This window comes from Streptomyces sp. NPDC006140 (assembly GCF_040628815.1).
Classification (GTDB): Bacteria; Actinomycetota; Actinomycetes; order Streptomycetales; family Streptomycetaceae; genus Streptomyces.
The window spans coordinates 697,685-712,873 of record NZ_JBEXTS010000001.1 but is presented as its reverse complement, the minus strand read 5'-3'; the positions used below and the strand labels follow the sequence as shown (position 1 = coordinate 712,873).

Below are 15,189 nucleotides of genomic sequence, written 5' to 3'. Positions count from 1 at the left end.
CGGCCGGGTGTCCCGGCCCCGTGCCCCCGCACCTGCGCTCGGCCAGACTGACGCCATGACCATCGACACGAAGAGCGGCAACGGGCGCACGAAGGGGCGGGGCGTGGGGCTCGCCGCGGTGCGGGGGCTGGCGCTGGCCCTCGTCAGTCTGCCGGGGGCGGTGCTGTGCTTCTGCCTGTCCCTGGTCTCCCTCGCGCTGATCCCGATCGGCGTCGGGCTCGTGACGACGCCGTACGTACTGGCGGGGGTGCGGACGTTCGCGAACTGGCGGCGGGTGCTCGCGGCGGAGTGGGGCGGGGTGCGGATCCCCCCGGCGTACCGGCCGCTGCCCAGCAGCGCCGATCCGTGGAGCCGCACCGTCGCGCTGCTGCGCGACCCGGCGACCTGGCGGGACCTGAGGTGGCTGCCGGTCGACATGACCGCGGGGTTCGTCACCGCGCTGCTGCCGGCGGTGCTGCTCTTCTATCCGCTGGAGGGCTTCGCGATCGCGGCCGGCCTGTGGCGGTTGCTGGACGGCTCGGGCGGCTACTGGTACGGCTTCGTGCGAGTCCACGACCAGACGTCCGCGTTCGGCGCGGCGGCCCTCGGCCTGGTCCTGCTCTTCTTCGCGCACTTCCTCACCCCGCGCCTGCTGGACGTCCACTTCCGGCTCACCCGGGCCGTGCTCGGCGGCAACCAGGGGGAACTGGCCGAGCGGGTGCGGGTGCTGACCGAGACGCGGCGGGACGCCGTCGACACCTCCGCCGCCGAACTGCGGCGCATCGAGCGTGACCTGCACGACGGGGCGCAGGCCCGCCTGGTGGCGATGGGCATGGACCTGGGCACCATCGAGGCGCTCCTCGACAAGGACCCGGCCCAGGCCAAGGAACTGATCGCGCAGGCCCGCAAGTCCTCGGTGGAGGCGCTGACCGAGCTGCGCGAGCTGGTGCGCGGCATCCATCCGCCGGTCCTCGCCGAGCGGGGTCTCGGCGACGCCGTGCGGGCGCTGGCGCTGCGGCTGCCGGTGCCGACCGAGGTGAGCGTGGACCTGCCCGGGCGGGCGGAGGCGCCCGTGGAGTCGGCCGCGTACTTCGCCGTGAGCGAGGTGCTCACCAACGCCGTGAAGCACTCCGGTGCCGACCGGATCTGGATCGACCTGCACCGGGCGGACGGCATGTTGCGGGCGACCGTCACCGACAACGGCAGGGGCGGCGCGGTGATCGGGGCCGGTTCGGGACTGGCCGGGGTGGAGCGGCGACTGGGTACATTCGACGGCGTCCTGGCCGTCAGCAGTCCCGCGGGCGGTCCCACCATGGTCACCATGGAGATCCCTTGCGCGTAGTCCTGGCCGAAGACCTGTTTTTGCTGCGCGACGGACTCGTCCGGCTGCTCCAGGCGCACGGCTTCGAGATCGCGGCGGCCGTCGAGTCCGGGCCCGAACTGGCCGCCGCGCTGGCCGAGCTGGACCCGGACGTCGCGGTCGTCGACGTCCGCCTGCCGCCCACGCACACCGACGAGGGTCTGCAGTGCGCGCTCGACGCCCGCAGGAGGCGGCCCGGGCTGCCGGTGCTGGTGCTCTCCCAGCACGTGGAGCAGCTGTACGCGCGCGAGCTGCTCGCCGACGGCAGCGGCGCCGTCGGCTATCTGCTGAAGGACCGGGTGTTCGACGCCGAGCAGTTCGTGGACGCCGTACGGCGGGTCGCCGCCGGGGGTACGGCGATGGATCCGCAGGTCATCCAGCAGCTGCTGGCGCGGCAGTCGGGCGGCGACCGGCCGCTGGCGCGGCTGACGCCCCGGGAGCGGGAGGTGCTGGAGCTGATGGCGCAGGGCCGGTCCAACGCGGCGATCGCCGGGAAACTGGTCGTGACGGAACGGGCGATCGCCAAACACACCGCCAATATCTTCGCCAAACTGGGCCTTGAGGTCTCGGACGACGACAACCGGCGCGTGCTGGCGGTTCTCGCGTATCTCGACCACGGCCGGTGAAACCGGACGGGCCGTTTCACCCATCGTGGGTGATCCACAACGGCCGGGGCGGAAGGGGCTGTTGAGGACACAGAGCCCTCACGAATCTCGCATCAATTTCCGAGACATCTGAACACCCCTGGGACGGCCTCCGTATGGAAGGGAGCCGCTTCACTCCTGTCGGGCGCCTCGATGCCCCCGAAAAAGGAAGTCAGAGGAGTTCCATGGGACGCAACACAAGAAAACGCCGTACGCCGCTGGCCACCAAGGCCATAGCCGCATCGGCGGCCCTAGCGCTCGGTGGGGGCGGGCTGATCTGGGCAAACTTCTATGCCTCGGCGCATGAGGAGAACTCGGCGAACCAGACGAAGTCCGCGGGCGCGCAGATCGCCACGATCCAGTGCCCGGACGTCGGCCAGAAACTGACCGACGTGCCGGACGGTGCCCGCCAGGGGGTGGACAAGGAGCTGGCGAACCTCGACAAGCAGATCAGCGAGGCCTACACCCGGCTCGCCTCCACGCGCCAGGCCCAGGCCGGTGACCCGGGCTTCGTCAACAACGCCATCCTGGGTCCGCTGAAGTCGAAGCGGGTCGCGGCCATCGACCGGATCGGCATCAACATCCGGCGGGTGGGCGGACAGGCCCCGGGCAACCTCGAGCAGCTGGCCGAGTGCAAGGGCATGGCCGCCGACGCGAACACCAACGACGGCCAGGCCGGCGGCGGTCAGAACGACGGCGGGCAGAACAACGACGGGCAGAACGGCGGCGGCCAGAACAACGACGGCGGTCAGGACCAGGGCCAGGACAACGGCCAGGGTCAGGGCGGCAACGGCGGGCAGGCCGGCAACGGCCCGGCGGCGGCGGACTTCATCAAGATCGAGGACGTCCAGCCGAACTCCCGCAACCTGCCGAACGGCCTCGCCGCGAACGGCGACGGCGGTTCCACGGGCTCGTTCACCACGAACTGCGGCACCAACGAGAACGAGAACCGCAACTCCGACAACGTGATCGTGGCGCCCGGCGTGTCCAACGGCGCGCAGCACCAGCACGACTACGTCGGCAACCAGAGCAACAACGCCTTCGCGAGCGACGAGGACCTGGCGAACGCCCAGACGACGTGCCAGAACCAGGGCGACAAGTCCTCGTACTTCTGGCCGGTCATCCGCGTCCAGGACGGTACGCAGGACATCGACCAGGGCCAGCCGGGCGGCGGCCAGGACGGCAACGTCGGCAAGATCGTCGAGCCGGCCGAGGCGCAGCTGAAGTTCGTCGGCAACCGCACCAGCGACGTCGTCGCGATGCCGAAGGCCCTGCGCATCATCACCGGTGACGCCAAGTCCTTCACCAACGGCCTGAACAACGCCAACACGTCCTGGAGCTGCACCGGCTTCGAGGACCGTCAGGTGACGGACAAGTACCCGATCTGCCCCGAGGGCAGCAGCGTGGTGCGCACGTCCAACTTCCAGAGCTGCTGGGACGGCCAGAACATCGACAGCGCCAACCACCGCACCCACGTGGACTTCGTGGAGGCGGACGGTAGCTGCTCGAACGGCTTCAAGGCCATCCCCCAGCTCCAGGTCCGCCTGGTCTACGACGTCCCGGCGCCGCAGATCAACAACGGGCAGGTGCAGAACGCGTTCGCGATCGACTCCTTCCCGGAGCAGCTGCACAAGCCGATCACCGACCACAACGACTTCATCAACTTCTTCGACGAGAACGTGATGAACGAGATGGTCCAGTGCATCAACAACGGTGAGGACTGCCAGTAGTCCGCACCCGCACACAGCAGGAAGCCGGCGGTGGGAATTCCCACCGCCGGCTTTCGCTTGCCCGGGTTCCGCGCGGTCAGCCGTGGTGGTTGCCGCTGTTGTGGCTGCCACCGGGGTTCATGTGCTCGGAGCCCTCTTCCATGGTTCCGCCGAGCGTGCCCTGCAGCGCCGTGACCGTCTTCTCCTGGCCGACGGCGACCCACTTGCGGCCGACGAGGTAGTAACCGCCGTAGTCCTTGGCGCTGTTCAGCCACTCGCGCTGGCCGCGGTCGGTGGCGAAGGTGGCGAGGACGTACTTCTCCTTGCCCTTCTTGCAGATGGCCTGGCGGATGGTGTCGGCGTCGGTCTGCATGTTCGGCTTGCACTCGGCCTCGGCCGCGATGTGCTCCAGGCTGCCGGTCACCGCCTCCGGAACGGCCGCCTCGTCCTTGCCGGATCCGCAGCCGGCCAGCGCCAGTATCGCCACCGCGCCGCTCAGCGCGAGCATCGGTCGGGTCACCCTCATCTGTTCCTCCGGTCCTTGTCACGGCACGGTCCGGACGCATGCCGCACGGAGCCCTGGCAACAGGCTCTCGCCTTCGATACGGCCGTGGGGCCCGGGCTGCTCAAAATTCCGCTGCCTCCGTGGGCACTCCCGTGCGAGGGTGGACCGGTGAACCAGGACTGGGAAGAGCGTGTGACCGCCCTGTGGGCCCGTTTCGACGACTACGCCGACACGGACGAGGACGCGGCCCGCTTCCGCGCCGATGTCGACGCCCTCGTCGCCGAACTGCCGGAGGGCAGCCCGCTCGGGCCGTTCGAGCAGGCCTGCGCCTTTGACTCCACGGGCCACCCGGACCAGGCGGTCCGGCTGTACCGGGAGGCGCTGGCGCGCGGACTCGCCGACGTCAGCCCCTACAAGACCCGCCGGACGAAGATCCAGCTGGCCAGCTCGCTGCGGAACATCGGGCAGGCGGAGGAGGGCGTCAAGCTCCTCGAACCCGAACTCGACGCCCCCTCCGACGAGCTGGACGACGCCGTGCGCGCCTGTCTCGCGCTCTGTCTGTCCAGCCTGGGCCGTGACCGCGAGGGGCTGTCGCTGGCGCTGGGCGCCCTGGCCCCGCACCTGCCGCGCTACCAGCGGTCGATGGCGAACTACGCCCGGCTGCTGGTGGAGCCCGGGGAGCGGCCGGGGGTGGAGCCCGGGGCGTGACGCTCCGCAGTCAGGTGACCATCGAACGATTCGCTCGTTCTGCTGAACGTGCAGTCACAGGATGTCGCCCAGCGCCCCGCACCGCCCTCCCCCGCCGGCCCGGTCGTCGACGTCGAGCAGGCCGAGGCCGCGCTCGTCGAGCACTACCCGCGGCTCGTCCGGCTGGCCTACCTGGTGCTGCCACCGGGCCTGGGCCGCAGCAGGCGCGTGGTGACCGCACACGCCCTCACCCAGCGCGCACTCCCCCGCAACCGCACCCCCGCCCCGGTGATCCCGGCCCAGTCCACCGGCCGCCACGGCGACCCCGGCTACGCCCTGGTCCGCCTCCAGGTGCTGCGCACGGCGCTGGAGGCCGGGCTGCCGCTGAAGCGCAAGGCCTGGCCCAAGCGGTCCCAGCTGCCGCCGGTGCTGCCGCAGGTGTGGGGCCTGAAACTCTTCCCGCGCTCGGGCGGCGCCGACGAACTCGCCCTGGACCAGCGGCTGTCCACGCTGTCCGGCCCGGCGCGGGCCGCGTACGCGCTGCGCGGCATCGAGCGGCTGGCGGACGACGACGTACGCGAGGTCCTCACGGCCGCGGGCGTCGCCGACGCGGACGGTGCGCTGCTGGAGGCCGACGGGATCCCCGCCCAGTACGGGCTGCTCGACTCCCCCGAGTTCGACCCCTGCTCGCTGCAGGCCCGCCCCACGGACCTGATGCGCCGCCGCCAGCACCTGAAGGCCGCGCTGGCCGCCGGTGCCGCCCTGCTGGTGTGCGGGGCGCTGCTCGGACTGCCCGGCGAGGGCTGGGGCCCCGACGGGGCCGCCGCTCCCCCGTACGCGCGCAACCCTTCGGCCCAGGCCGCCCTGGACCCGGCGAAGCTGACCCGGGTCCCCGCCACCGCGTGGCGCGGCTCGGCGCGCACCGACTTCTCCGTGTGGCCGGCCCGCGGCGACCGCACCGGCGACACGGCCCTGCTGCGCCGCGCCCTCGCCGTCTGGGCCCGCCCCGGCGAGACGGTCCAGGTCTCGGCGACGCCCGGCACCCCGTCCGGCGGCCCGGCGGGACCGCCCCAGCTGCTCTACGCGGGGACGGTCGACGCCGCGCGCGTGGTGATCCTCTACGACGGTCTGCGCATCGCCCGGTATGCCGAGCCGAAGGACGGCACGCAGGGCGCCGCCCTCGACTTCGCCCGGGTCGACGGGGCCGGCCGGGCCGAGGCGGGTGTGGTGGTCCTGGGCCGGGCCGACGGCAACGTCCGCTATCTGACCGCGCCTTGGGTGGCGAAGGCGGGTGAGCGGGACCTGATGAAGCCGGGCTCCGGCGCGATGGACCTCACCCTGACCGACGGGGTGACGGCACCCCTGGCCAGCCCGGCCCTGCGGTCCGGCCCCTGCACTTCGTGGAACGTGCTGCAGGTGACCGACGGCAGCAGGACCCGGCTGCTGACCGACCTCGGCGAACTCGTCCCGGCCCGGCTCACCGCCGGCCGGCCCGGCTCACCGGGCGAGGCCTCCGGAGCCGAGGCGCTGCGCGTCTGGCAGCCGTTCGCCTGCTCGCTGGGCACGCTGCGCTCCGCGGGCGTGCGGAACGTCAACGCCTGGGCGTTCAACGAGCAGCCGCTGCCCGACGCGAGCGGCGCGGCGGCGTGGGTGTGCACGCGGGCCGACACCTGGCGGGGCGGCGGGGCGCGGGTGCTGGCGCAGTTCCACACGCCGGGCGGGAGGTACGGGGCGGTGGCGGCGAAGGCCGAGAACGTCGCGGCGTGCGGGGCGCGTGATCCGCACGTACTGGCCGGGGTGCTGTGGAAGTCGGAGGCGGGCGACTGGTATCTGCTGGCCGCCGGCAGCCGGGAGACGACGTCGATCCGGGCGACGGGCGGGGTCGACGGGTCGGGGCAGGGCAGTCTGCTGACCGTGCCGGCCGAGCAGGGCGCGCGGGCCGAGCTGAAGGGCACGCTGGAGGACGGACGTTCGGTCGGCGGGCTGCGCTGACCGTCGGTTCACGCACCCGCCCGGGAAACCCTGGCGGACATCCGCGATCGCTCCGGACCGTTCGAGGCCGGAATCGATCGGTAAGGTGTTCGCATGACTATCGGGGTTCGCCGCAGAATGGGAGTCGAGGAGCGGCGGCAGCAGTTGATCGGCGTCGCCCTCGAACTGTTCAGCCGCCGCTCGCCCGACGAGGTCTCCATCGACGAGATAGCGTCCGCCGCGGGCATCTCACGCCCGTTGGTCTACCACTACTTCCCCGGCAAACTCAGCCTGTACGAGGCCGCGTTGAAGCGGGCCTCGGACGATCTCGCGGCCCGTTTCGTGGAGCCGCACGAAGGTCCGCTCGGAGCGCGGCTGCTGCGCGTGATGCGCCGCTACTTCGACTTCGTGGACGAGCACGGGCCCGGTTTCTCCGCCCTGATGCGCGGCGGTCCGGCCGTGGGCTCGTCGACGACCAACGCGCTCGTCGACTCCGTGCGGCAGGCCGCGTATGTCCAGATCCTTTCGCACCTGGGCGTGACCGATCCGCCCGCGCGCCTCGAACTCGTCGTCCGTTCCTGGATCTCGCTCGCCGAGTCGACGGCGCTGATCTGGCTGGACGGCCGGCGCATCCCGCGGGCCGAGCTGGAGGCGCAGCTCGTCAACGACTTCGCCGCGCTCGTCGCCGTCAGCGCCGCCTACGACGAGGAGATGGCGGCCCTGCTGCGCGGCATGGTCGGGGACGAGCCGGCCGACGGCCCGTTCACGGACCTGGCCGGCCGGCTGGTGGCCCTGGCGAGCTGAGACCGCTCAGCCCTCGAACTTCCGGTAGGAGGCGTCCAGGTCGCGTACCTCGGCGGAGGCGTGCAGCACGACTCCCTCGGCGGCTTTCAGATGCGTCCGCAGCAATTCCAGAGCGGCCTCGGTGAGCCGGGTTTTCGTCTCGTCGGTGCGCCCGGGGAGCAGGGCGATGTGGATGTGCACATGGGCGTGCCCCTCGGTATCGGGGCCGACGACGATGTCCTCGGTCCGGCGGAACCGGGTCTTGCACGCCGGCGGCCTGGCGGCCGCGATCTCGACCGTCGCCTCGTGCAGCGCCTTCGCGAACCCAGGCCGGTCGAAGTCGTCCGCGAGGTCGGCGGAGTAGTCGACGGTGATCTGCGGCATCAGCACTCCTGTACTAGGTCCAGGGGGCTCACCCTAGTCGCAGGGCGAGCATGGCGATGTCGTCCTCACGGTCGTGGGCGAAGCAGCCCAGGAGGACGTCGCAGAGGGTGTCCAGGCCGGTGGGGGCGTCGGCGGCGGCCGTGCGGAGCAGTTCCAGGGAGGTCGCGAGCGGGGTGCCGCGGGTTTCGATGAGGCCGTCGGTGACCAGGAGCAGGCGGTCGGTGGGGTTCAGGTGGTGCTCGGTCGCCGGGGGCCGTTCCAGGCCCAGCCCGAGCAGCGGCCCGCCGGCGTCGATGTACTGGGCGCCGCCTGAGTCGCGGAGGATCAGCGGGGGGATGTGCCCGGCGTTGGCGATCCGCACCCGGCCGCTGGAGGGGTCGACCAGGGCCAGGCACACGGTGGCCGTGATGTCCGGGTGGTAGCGCTGGAGCATCCGGTCGAGCCGCTCGGCCAGCACGACCGGGTCGGACTCGTCCACGCAGTAGGCGCGCAGCGCGTGCCGGATCTCGACCATGACGGTGGCCGCGTCCAGCGAGTGCCCGACGACGTCCCCGACCGCGGTGAGCACGCCGTCGCCGGTGCGCAGGGCGGCGTAGAAGTCGCCGCCGATCTCGGTCTGGCGGGAGGCGGGCACGTAGCGGACTTCGATGTCGAGGCCGGGCACGTGCGGCAGCTTGTGCGGCTGGGGCAGGAAGCTGTGCTGGAGGGTGAGGGCGACGTGCCGCTCCACCTGGTACAGCAGCAGCGGTTCGGCGGCGAGCGCGGCGGCCTGGGCGAGCCGGGCGAGCAGCCCGTCGTCCGCGGGGTCGGTGATCGCCGTACGCCGTACGGGCGTGGCCAGGCACACCGCGGTACGGCCGTCCTGGGCCGTCGCCACGGTGAGCCGGGCGTCCTCCTCGACGCCCGGCCGGAAGATCCCGGCCGGCCACAGCGGTGCGGGGACGACGGTGGTGTGCACCCCGGTGCGGCCTTCCGCGAGCCGGGTGACGAGCCGTGCCGCCGCCTGGTGCGCACCGCTGTCCGCCGGCGCGGGACGGCCCCGGGCGGTGCCCCGGTACGCCTCCCCGTCCGGGCCGGTCACGAACACCACGGCGGGCGAGTCGGTCAGGCGGGCGGTGCCGTCGGCGGCCGCGGCGGCGAGTTCCCGCGGGCAGCGTGCCGCCTGCACGGTGACGATGGTCTCGGACAGCAGCGTCAGCCGGTGGACGACGGTCTCGGCGCCCGTGGTGCGGCGTGCCCCGCGCACGGCGGCCCGGACGACGGCCTGGATCTCCTGCGGCTCGGCGGGCACGGTCAGATAGGCGTCCCCGCCCGCGTCCAGCCCCCGGCACCGGTCGCCGGGCGAGGTCGCGGCGGCGGAGAAGTGCACGACGGGCAGCGTGGCCGTGGGAGGCCGGGCCCGGAGCCGGCGGCACAGCTCGAAGCCGCTCATGTCGGGCAGGCCCACGTCGACGAGGGCCACGTCGGGCAGGGTGCCGTCCCGCAGCCGGACGTCGAGTTCGACGAGTGCCTCGCCGCCGCTGGCGACCGGCACGACCCGGTGGCCGGCCCGGGTCAGGACCGCGCCCATGGCGTACCGGCTGGCCGCGACGTCGTCCACGACCAGCACGGTGCTCTGCTGCGTACCGTTGCCGTCCATCTCGAAGCCCCTCGGGGGCGTAAGGAGGGTGGGGCAGACCGTGGATACGGCCCGCCCCACCCAACGTAGTGCGGTTATCCGGCGGCTCGGGTGAAGACGGCGACCGTGCGCCCCGGAACGGCGAACGTGCCCGATTCCGCCGCGTAGGAGGAGGACTTGACGGTAGGGTCCGCCCCCGCCGCCTGCACCGGGTGCAGGCGGTAGCCGGTACCGGCGAGTGCGGGGACGCGCTGCTCCTGCCGCTGCGGGGTGGCGTTGAAGACGACGACGAGGTCACCGAGCCGCATGGTGATCACGCCGGGTGTCTCGTCCTTGCCGGACAGCGGGAAGGAGAGCCGGGACTGCACCCGCGCGGCCGTGCCGAGGGAGAAGTCCTGCTCGGTGCTGCGGATCCGCAGCAGGTCGCGGTAGGCGGCCGAGGCGCCCTCGATCTGCTCGCAGCCCACCCTGATCCTGCTCAGCAGGGGCTTGGCGTAGGGCCACTTGTCGGCGTTGTCGGCTGCCGGGGGCAGTCCGCGGCCGAAGCCGTTGCCGTCCCGGCAGTTCCAGTGGACGGCGTTGAACCAGTCGCCGCTGTCGTAGGAGTTGCGGTCCAGGGACTTGGAGCGGAGCAGGTCGGTGCCCGCCTGGGAGAGGGCCGGGCCCTGGGAGAGGGTGGCGGTCGCCATGGCCAGGACCTGCATCCGGGCCCGGTCGTCCGCGCTCACCGACGCGGGCAGTTTGAAGGCGAGCGCGTCGAACAGGGACTCGTTGTCGTGCGCGTCGGCGTAGGCGAGGGCGTCGCCCGGGGCGGCGGCGTAGCCGGCGGGGGCGCCGTTGTAGTCGACCTCGGAGCCCTTGACCTCCTTGCCGGCGGTGTCGGTGAACCGGTAGCCCGCGAGGTTGCCGGAGAGCCCGACCTTGATGAGGTCCTGGTAGTGCAGCAGGCGGGCCTTCTGCTCGGCGGGAGTGCCGTTGTTCGTCGAGGAGTTGGGATCGGTGTACAGGCCGGACGCGAAGCCCTGGACGCCGGGGTCCTCGTCGAAGGGGCCGCCGCCGCGCACGGCGTCGCGGGCCCGGTCGGAGAAGGTGGCGATGCCGGTGCCGGCCATGTTCTGCTGCGTGGCCTGGACGAACCGGGCGTCGTCGGCGACCTCGCCGAAGTTCCAGCCCTCGCCGTACAGGATGATCTTCTTGCCGTCGACGCCGTCCTTTTCGGGGGTGAGGGCGTCGAGGGCCTTCCTGACCGCGAGGATGTTGGCCTTCGGGTGGTGGCCCATGAGGTCGAAGCGGAAGCCGTCGACCTTGTACTGCTTGGCCCAGGTGACCACCGAGTCGACGACGAGCTTGCCCATCATGGCGTTCTCGGTGGCGGTGTTGGCACAGCACGTGCTGTTCGCGACCGACCCGTCGGCGAGGAGCCGCTGGTAGTAGCCGGGCACGATCCGGTCGAGGACGCTGGTCCTCTCCTGGCCGCCGGCCGCGGTGTGGTTGTAGACGACGTCCATGACGACCCGCAGACCGTCGTCGTTGAGGGCCTTCACCATCTTGCGGAACTCGACCGTGCGGGCCGTGCCGTCCGGGTCGGTGGCGTAGGAGCCCTCGGGGACCGTGTAGTGGTACGGGTCGTAACCCCAGTTGTAGGCGTCCTTCGCGGCGACCTTGCCGACGCACTCCTGCTGCTTGTCGGAGTCGGCGGGGTAGGAGGCGAGGTCACAGTCGACCTCGGCCTGGTCGGCCTTGCGCTCCGGGACGGTGGCGATGTCGAAGGCGGGCAGCAGGTGCACGTACGAGGTGCCCGCCTTCGCCAGCGCGCGCAGGTGCTTGCTGCCGTCGCTGTCCTTGTCGGTGAAGGCGAGGTACGTGCCGGGGTGCTTCGCCGTGCGGTCCTCGACGGAGAAGTCCCGGATGTGCAGCTCCTGGATCTGGGCGTTCCGCAGCGGTACGGCCTTCGGCTTGGTGTACGTCGACCAGCCGGCGGGCTTGAGGGCCTTGTCGGCCAGGTCGACGACGAGGCTCCGCTCGGAGTCGGCGGTGAGGGCGAGGGCGTAGGGGTCGGTGACCTTGTTGGTGACGACCTTGCGGACGCTGGGCGCCCAGACCTTCACCACGTAGCGGTAGGGCTTGTTCCGCCAGGAGGCGAGGCCGGTGACGGACCAGACGCCGGTGGCGGAGTCGCGTGCCATCGGGACCGTGCGGTCGCCGATCTCCAGGGACACGGACTGCGCGGTCGGCGCCCAGACGGACAGGGTGGGGCGGCCCTTGGCGAACGTCGGGCCCAGCTCGGCCTTGGTGGCGCCGGGGTACAGGTCGTCGAGGACACCGGCGAGCTGGACGCCGGTCGCCGCGAGCACGGCCCCGTTGGCCGCGCGCTGCGTGGCGACGACCTGGCCGCGCAGGGCCTCGCGGACCCGGTCGCGGTCACGCGGGTCGACGGTCCAGGCGGCGTAGTCCTTCAGGTGCGGGAACTTCGCCTTCTGGGCGTCGGTCAGCTCGCCCTTCGACAGCCGCAGCCACTTCGCGTCGCCGGTCAGGGCGCCGTCCTCGACCTTGATCGAGCCGTCGCGGGAGTACAGCAGCTGGGTGGAGGCGGCGGCGTCGGAGCCGTTCCAGGCGAGGGTGTTCCGGTCGATCCAGACGGCCTTGGAGGTGGTCAGGTCGAGCGCGGCGGCACTCCCCGCGGGCTGCGGCAGCAGGTACTTCTCCTGGCCGCTCACCAGCCACACCTCGTGGCCGTTCGCCTTGAGGTCGAGCGACTGGTCGGTGGGCAGGTCCTTCTCGTCGCCCTTGTGGATGATGTAGCTGAGGCTGGTGGCACCCTCGGTGAGCGGCACCTCGAAGACTGCGCCATAGGCATCAGTCTTGACCGGCTTGAGGGGGTTCGACCAGTCGGTGGGGTTCGCGGCGCCGGTCCAGACGTGCAGGCCCCAGCCGTCGTAGTTCCCGTCGGCCCGGTGGTAGTGCAGGACGGCCTTGCTCTTGTCGGGCGCCGGGTACTCGGGCCGTTCGGTGGTGACGGTCTCCTTGCCCTGCTCGATCCAGATCTCGCCGGTCTTGGTGACGTCGATCGTGCGGTCGGCGGCGACGTCCTTGGTGCCGTCCTTGTCGATGACGAGGAAGCCGACGTTCGAGGCGCCGGGCTTGAGCTTGACCCAGGCGAAGGCGCCGTAGGCGTCCCGGCCGGTGAAGGGGTGGCTCTTCGGCCATTCGGTGGCCTCGCCCTCGGCGAGGTCGCCCCAGGCGTACAGGCCCCAGTCGGCGTAGTCACCGTCCGCGCGCTTGTAGTGGACGATCGCGTAGTCGCGGGAGGACGCGGTGGGCGGCTCGGGGGCGGGCGGGGTGCCGGTGGTGGAGGCGGCCAGGGCGCTGGCGGTGCGGCCCGCCGAGTCGACCACGACGGCCTTGTAGCGCACAGCCGTGCCGGGCGCCACGTCCTTGCCGAGGGTGTGGGTGACCTTGTAGGGGGCGTGGTCGGCGGAGCCGAGGGTCTGCCACCTGCCGTTGCCGACCTGGGCCGCGAAGACGACGCGGTTCAGCTGACCGCCGTCGACGTCCGCGGAGACCTCCACGGTGCCGGTGGCGCCGGCGGCCGGGGCCTTCAGGGTGAGTGTCGGTGCGGTGGCGGGCTTCGCGAGTCGGCCGGCCGCCTTGAGGACGATCGCCGAGCCGGCCGGGACGGTGACGGTGAGCTTCTTGTCGCCGTCGCTCCTGAGGGAGGCGTCGGTGCCGTAGACGCCCCGGAAGGCCATGCCGGCCGAGCCGGTCGGGAAGGTCGCGGTCTTCGCCTCGCCCGCGTTGTTGAAGGCGACGACGTACTCGGTGCCGCTCTTCGCGTCCGTGCGGGAGAAGGCGTAGACGCCCGGCCCGTCGGCCGCGTACCGCTGCTGCTGGACGCCGTCGGTGAGGGCCGGGTCGGCCTTGCGGAGCTGGGCGAGGGCACGGATCTGCCGGTAGAGCGGTGCGCTCGTGTCGTAGGCGTCCTCGGCGTGGGTGCGGTCGGTGCCGATCCGGTCGTCGTCGAGGTAGTCGGCGGTGCGCGAGGCGAACATGCTCTGCCGGGCGTCCTTGTCGCCGCCCGCGCCGGCGAAGCCCTGCTCGTCGCCGTAGTAGACGACGGGGTTGCCGCGGCTGAGGAACATCAGCTCGTTGGCGAGCCGGTCCTTCTTCAGCAGCTCGGCGTCGGAGGCCCTGGGGTTGTCCTGGTTCAGGAAGTACCCGATGCGGCCCATGTCGTGGTTGCCGAGGAAGGTGACCTGCTCGTACGCGTTGGCCCTGCCGGTCGTGTACTTGTAGTCGTCGCCGAAGACGCCCGCGAGTCTCTGCGCGCTGCCGCCCTGCGAGACGTACTGGCGGGCCGCCTCCTGGAAGGGGAAGTCGAGCGTGGCGTCGAGCCGGCCCTGGGTGACGTAGGGGGCGGTGACGTTCGTGTCGGCCGAATAGACCTCGCCGAACATGAAGAAGTCGTCCCGGCCGCGCTTGGCCGCGTACGCGTCGAGGGCGGTGGCCCACTGGGTCCAGAACTCCATGTTGACGTGCTTCACGGTGTCGATCCGGAAGCCGTCGATGTCGAAGTCCCTGACCCAGCGCTGGTAGATCTTCTCCATGCCGCTGACGACCTCGGGCCGCTCGGTCCACAGGTCGTCGAGCCCGGAGAAGTCGCCGTGCGTGGAGCTCTCACCGGCGAAGGTGGAGTCGCCCCGGTTGTGGTACATCGTCGGGTCGTTGAGCCACGACGGCACCTTGTTGTTCCGGGTCACCTCGGGCGTGCGCGGGAAGGAGTCGCGGTCGACCTCGGGGAAGTCCCGCTTCCCGTCCGCGTAGTCGGCGTCGTCGAACGGCCTCCCGTCCTTCGTCAGGTACGGGAAGGCGCCCTTGGAGAGGTAGTCGTAGGACTTCTCCTCGTAGTCGACGACGTCCGCCGTGTGGTTGGTGATGACGTCGAAGAAGACCTTCATGCCCTTGTCGTGGGCCTTGTCGATGAGGGTCTCGAGGTCCTTGTTCGTGCCGAAGTGCGGGTCGACCTGGGTGAAGTCCGTGATCCAGTAGCCGTGGTAGCCGGCGGAGGCGTTCGCGCCGGTGCCCTGCACGGGCTGGTTCTTGAAGATCGGGGCCATCCACAGGGCGGTGGTGCCGAGGCCCTTGATGTAGTCGAGCCTCTTGGTCAGGCCCTTGAGGTCGCCGCCCTGGTAGAAGCCCTTGTCGGTGGGGTCGTAGCCGGTGGCGAGGCGGGAGCCGGTGAGCCCGCCCCTGTCGTTGCGCGGGTCGCCGTTGGCGAAACGATCCGGCAGGACGAAGTAGAACTGTTCACGGGTGGCGTCGTGGCGGGCGGGCTCGGCGGCCAGCCGGGCGTCGGACGGAGGCGCCGGCGGGGTGGCGGCCCCGGCGGCGAGCGGCTGGACGAGTGCTGCGGCCAACGCGGTGGCGGTGACCGCGGCGACCCGTCCGGCACGGGCGGTTCGGCGCCTTGAGGGCGCACGCCATCTCGGTATCACTGACGTGGACTCCTTGCGATACGGCTCTGGTGGGTCCGACCCCGCGCGACCGTATCG

At 71.7% G+C, this 15,189-nt stretch carries 10 protein-coding genes; 6 read left to right on the top strand and 4 right to left on the bottom strand.

The features are described 5' to 3' along the window. Nucleotides 1-55: 55 nt before the first annotated feature. From ABZ386_RS03315 to ABZ386_RS03305, 3 genes are all read left to right on the top strand, one after another. A complete protein-coding gene (locus ABZ386_RS03315; protein ID WP_358963403.1) occupies nucleotides 56-1,321 on the top strand; it encodes a sensor histidine kinase in 1,266 nt (421 codons plus the stop codon). After that, nucleotides 1,312-1,965, top strand: coding sequence for a response regulator transcription factor (locus tag ABZ386_RS03310; RefSeq protein WP_114251721.1), 654 nt, complete (start codon nucleotides 1,312-1,314; stop codon nucleotides 1,963-1,965). The genes ABZ386_RS03315 and ABZ386_RS03310 overlap by 10 nt, the downstream gene beginning before the upstream one ends. A 203-nt stretch (nucleotides 1,966-2,168) precedes the next feature. Then, the gene (locus ABZ386_RS03305; protein WP_358963401.1) at nucleotides 2,169-3,713 is read left to right on the top strand and encodes a DUF1996 domain-containing protein; all 1,545 of its coding nucleotides are present in this window, start codon (nucleotides 2,169-2,171) and stop codon (nucleotides 3,711-3,713) included. 76 nt (nucleotides 3,714-3,789) lie between these two features. Here ABZ386_RS03305 and ABZ386_RS03300 read toward each other — a convergent pair whose 3' ends face one another. Continuing rightward, nucleotides 3,790-4,218 carry a hypothetical protein gene (locus ABZ386_RS03300; protein WP_351332217.1) on the bottom strand — a complete coding sequence of 143 codons (429 nt, stop codon included), beginning with the start codon at nucleotides 4,216-4,218 and terminating at the stop codon, nucleotides 3,790-3,792. A gap of 147 nt (nucleotides 4,219-4,365) precedes the next feature. On the opposite strand from ABZ386_RS03300, the gene ABZ386_RS03295 reads away from it, so the two are divergent. The 3 genes from ABZ386_RS03295 to ABZ386_RS03285 all read left to right on the top strand — a co-directional run bounded on the left by ABZ386_RS03295 (nucleotide 4,366) and on the right by ABZ386_RS03285 (nucleotide 7,659). After that, nucleotides 4,366-4,905 carry a tetratricopeptide repeat protein gene (locus tag ABZ386_RS03295; RefSeq protein ID WP_358963399.1) on the top strand — a complete coding sequence of 180 codons (540 nt, stop codon included), beginning with the start codon at nucleotides 4,366-4,368 and terminating at the stop codon, nucleotides 4,903-4,905. Between the two features lie 48 nt (nucleotides 4,906-4,953). Then, a complete protein-coding gene (locus ABZ386_RS03290; RefSeq protein ID WP_358963397.1) occupies nucleotides 4,954-6,876 on the top strand; it encodes a hypothetical protein in 1,923 nt (640 codons plus the stop codon). Nucleotides 6,877-6,969: 93 nt separating this feature from the next. Next, the gene (locus tag ABZ386_RS03285) at nucleotides 6,970-7,659 is read left to right on the top strand and encodes a TetR/AcrR family transcriptional regulator (RefSeq protein ID WP_351332224.1); all 690 of its coding nucleotides are present in this window, start codon (nucleotides 6,970-6,972) and stop codon (nucleotides 7,657-7,659) included. Nucleotides 7,660-7,665: 6 nt separating this feature from the next. Here ABZ386_RS03285 and ABZ386_RS03280 read toward each other — a convergent pair whose 3' ends face one another. The 3 genes from ABZ386_RS03280 to pulA all read right to left on the bottom strand — a co-directional run bounded on the left by ABZ386_RS03280 (nucleotide 7,666) and on the right by pulA (nucleotide 15,132). Next, the gene (locus tag ABZ386_RS03280; protein WP_351332227.1) at nucleotides 7,666-8,022 is read right to left on the bottom strand and encodes a 5-carboxymethyl-2-hydroxymuconate Delta-isomerase; all 357 of its coding nucleotides are present in this window, start codon (nucleotides 8,020-8,022) and stop codon (nucleotides 7,666-7,668) included. A gap of 28 nt (nucleotides 8,023-8,050) precedes the next feature. Beyond that, a complete protein-coding gene (locus ABZ386_RS03275; RefSeq protein ID WP_355720905.1) occupies nucleotides 8,051-9,661 on the bottom strand; it encodes a fused response regulator/phosphatase in 1,611 nt (536 codons plus the stop codon). 74 nt (nucleotides 9,662-9,735) lie between these two features. Further along, complete coding sequence (pulA, locus tag ABZ386_RS03270) at nucleotides 9,736-15,132, bottom strand: pullulanase-type alpha-1,6-glucosidase (RefSeq protein ID WP_358963394.1); 5,397 nt, start codon at nucleotides 15,130-15,132, stop codon at nucleotides 9,736-9,738. Between the last annotated feature and the right edge of the window lie 57 nt (nucleotides 15,133-15,189).

Bases quoted from the DNA above. Each gene is read 5' to 3' on its own strand.
- ABZ386_RS03315 (WP_358963403.1), top strand. From the start codon at position 56: ATGACCATCGACACGAAGAGCGGCAACGGGCGCACGAAGGGGCGGGGC.
- ABZ386_RS03305 (WP_358963401.1), top strand. From the start codon at position 2,169: ATGGGACGCAACACAAGAAAACGCCGTACGCCGCTGGCCACCAAGGCC.
- ABZ386_RS03300 (WP_351332217.1), bottom strand. From the start codon at position 4,218: ATGAGGGTGACCCGACCGATGCTCGCGCTGAGCGGCGCGGTGGCGATA.
- ABZ386_RS03285 (WP_351332224.1), top strand. From the start codon at position 6,970: ATGACTATCGGGGTTCGCCGCAGAATGGGAGTCGAGGAGCGGCGGCAG.
- ABZ386_RS03280 (WP_351332227.1), bottom strand. From the start codon at position 8,022: ATGCCGCAGATCACCGTCGACTACTCCGCCGACCTCGCGGACGACTTC.
- ABZ386_RS03275 (WP_355720905.1), bottom strand. From the start codon at position 9,661: ATGGACGGCAACGGTACGCAGCAGAGCACCGTGCTGGTCGTGGACGAC.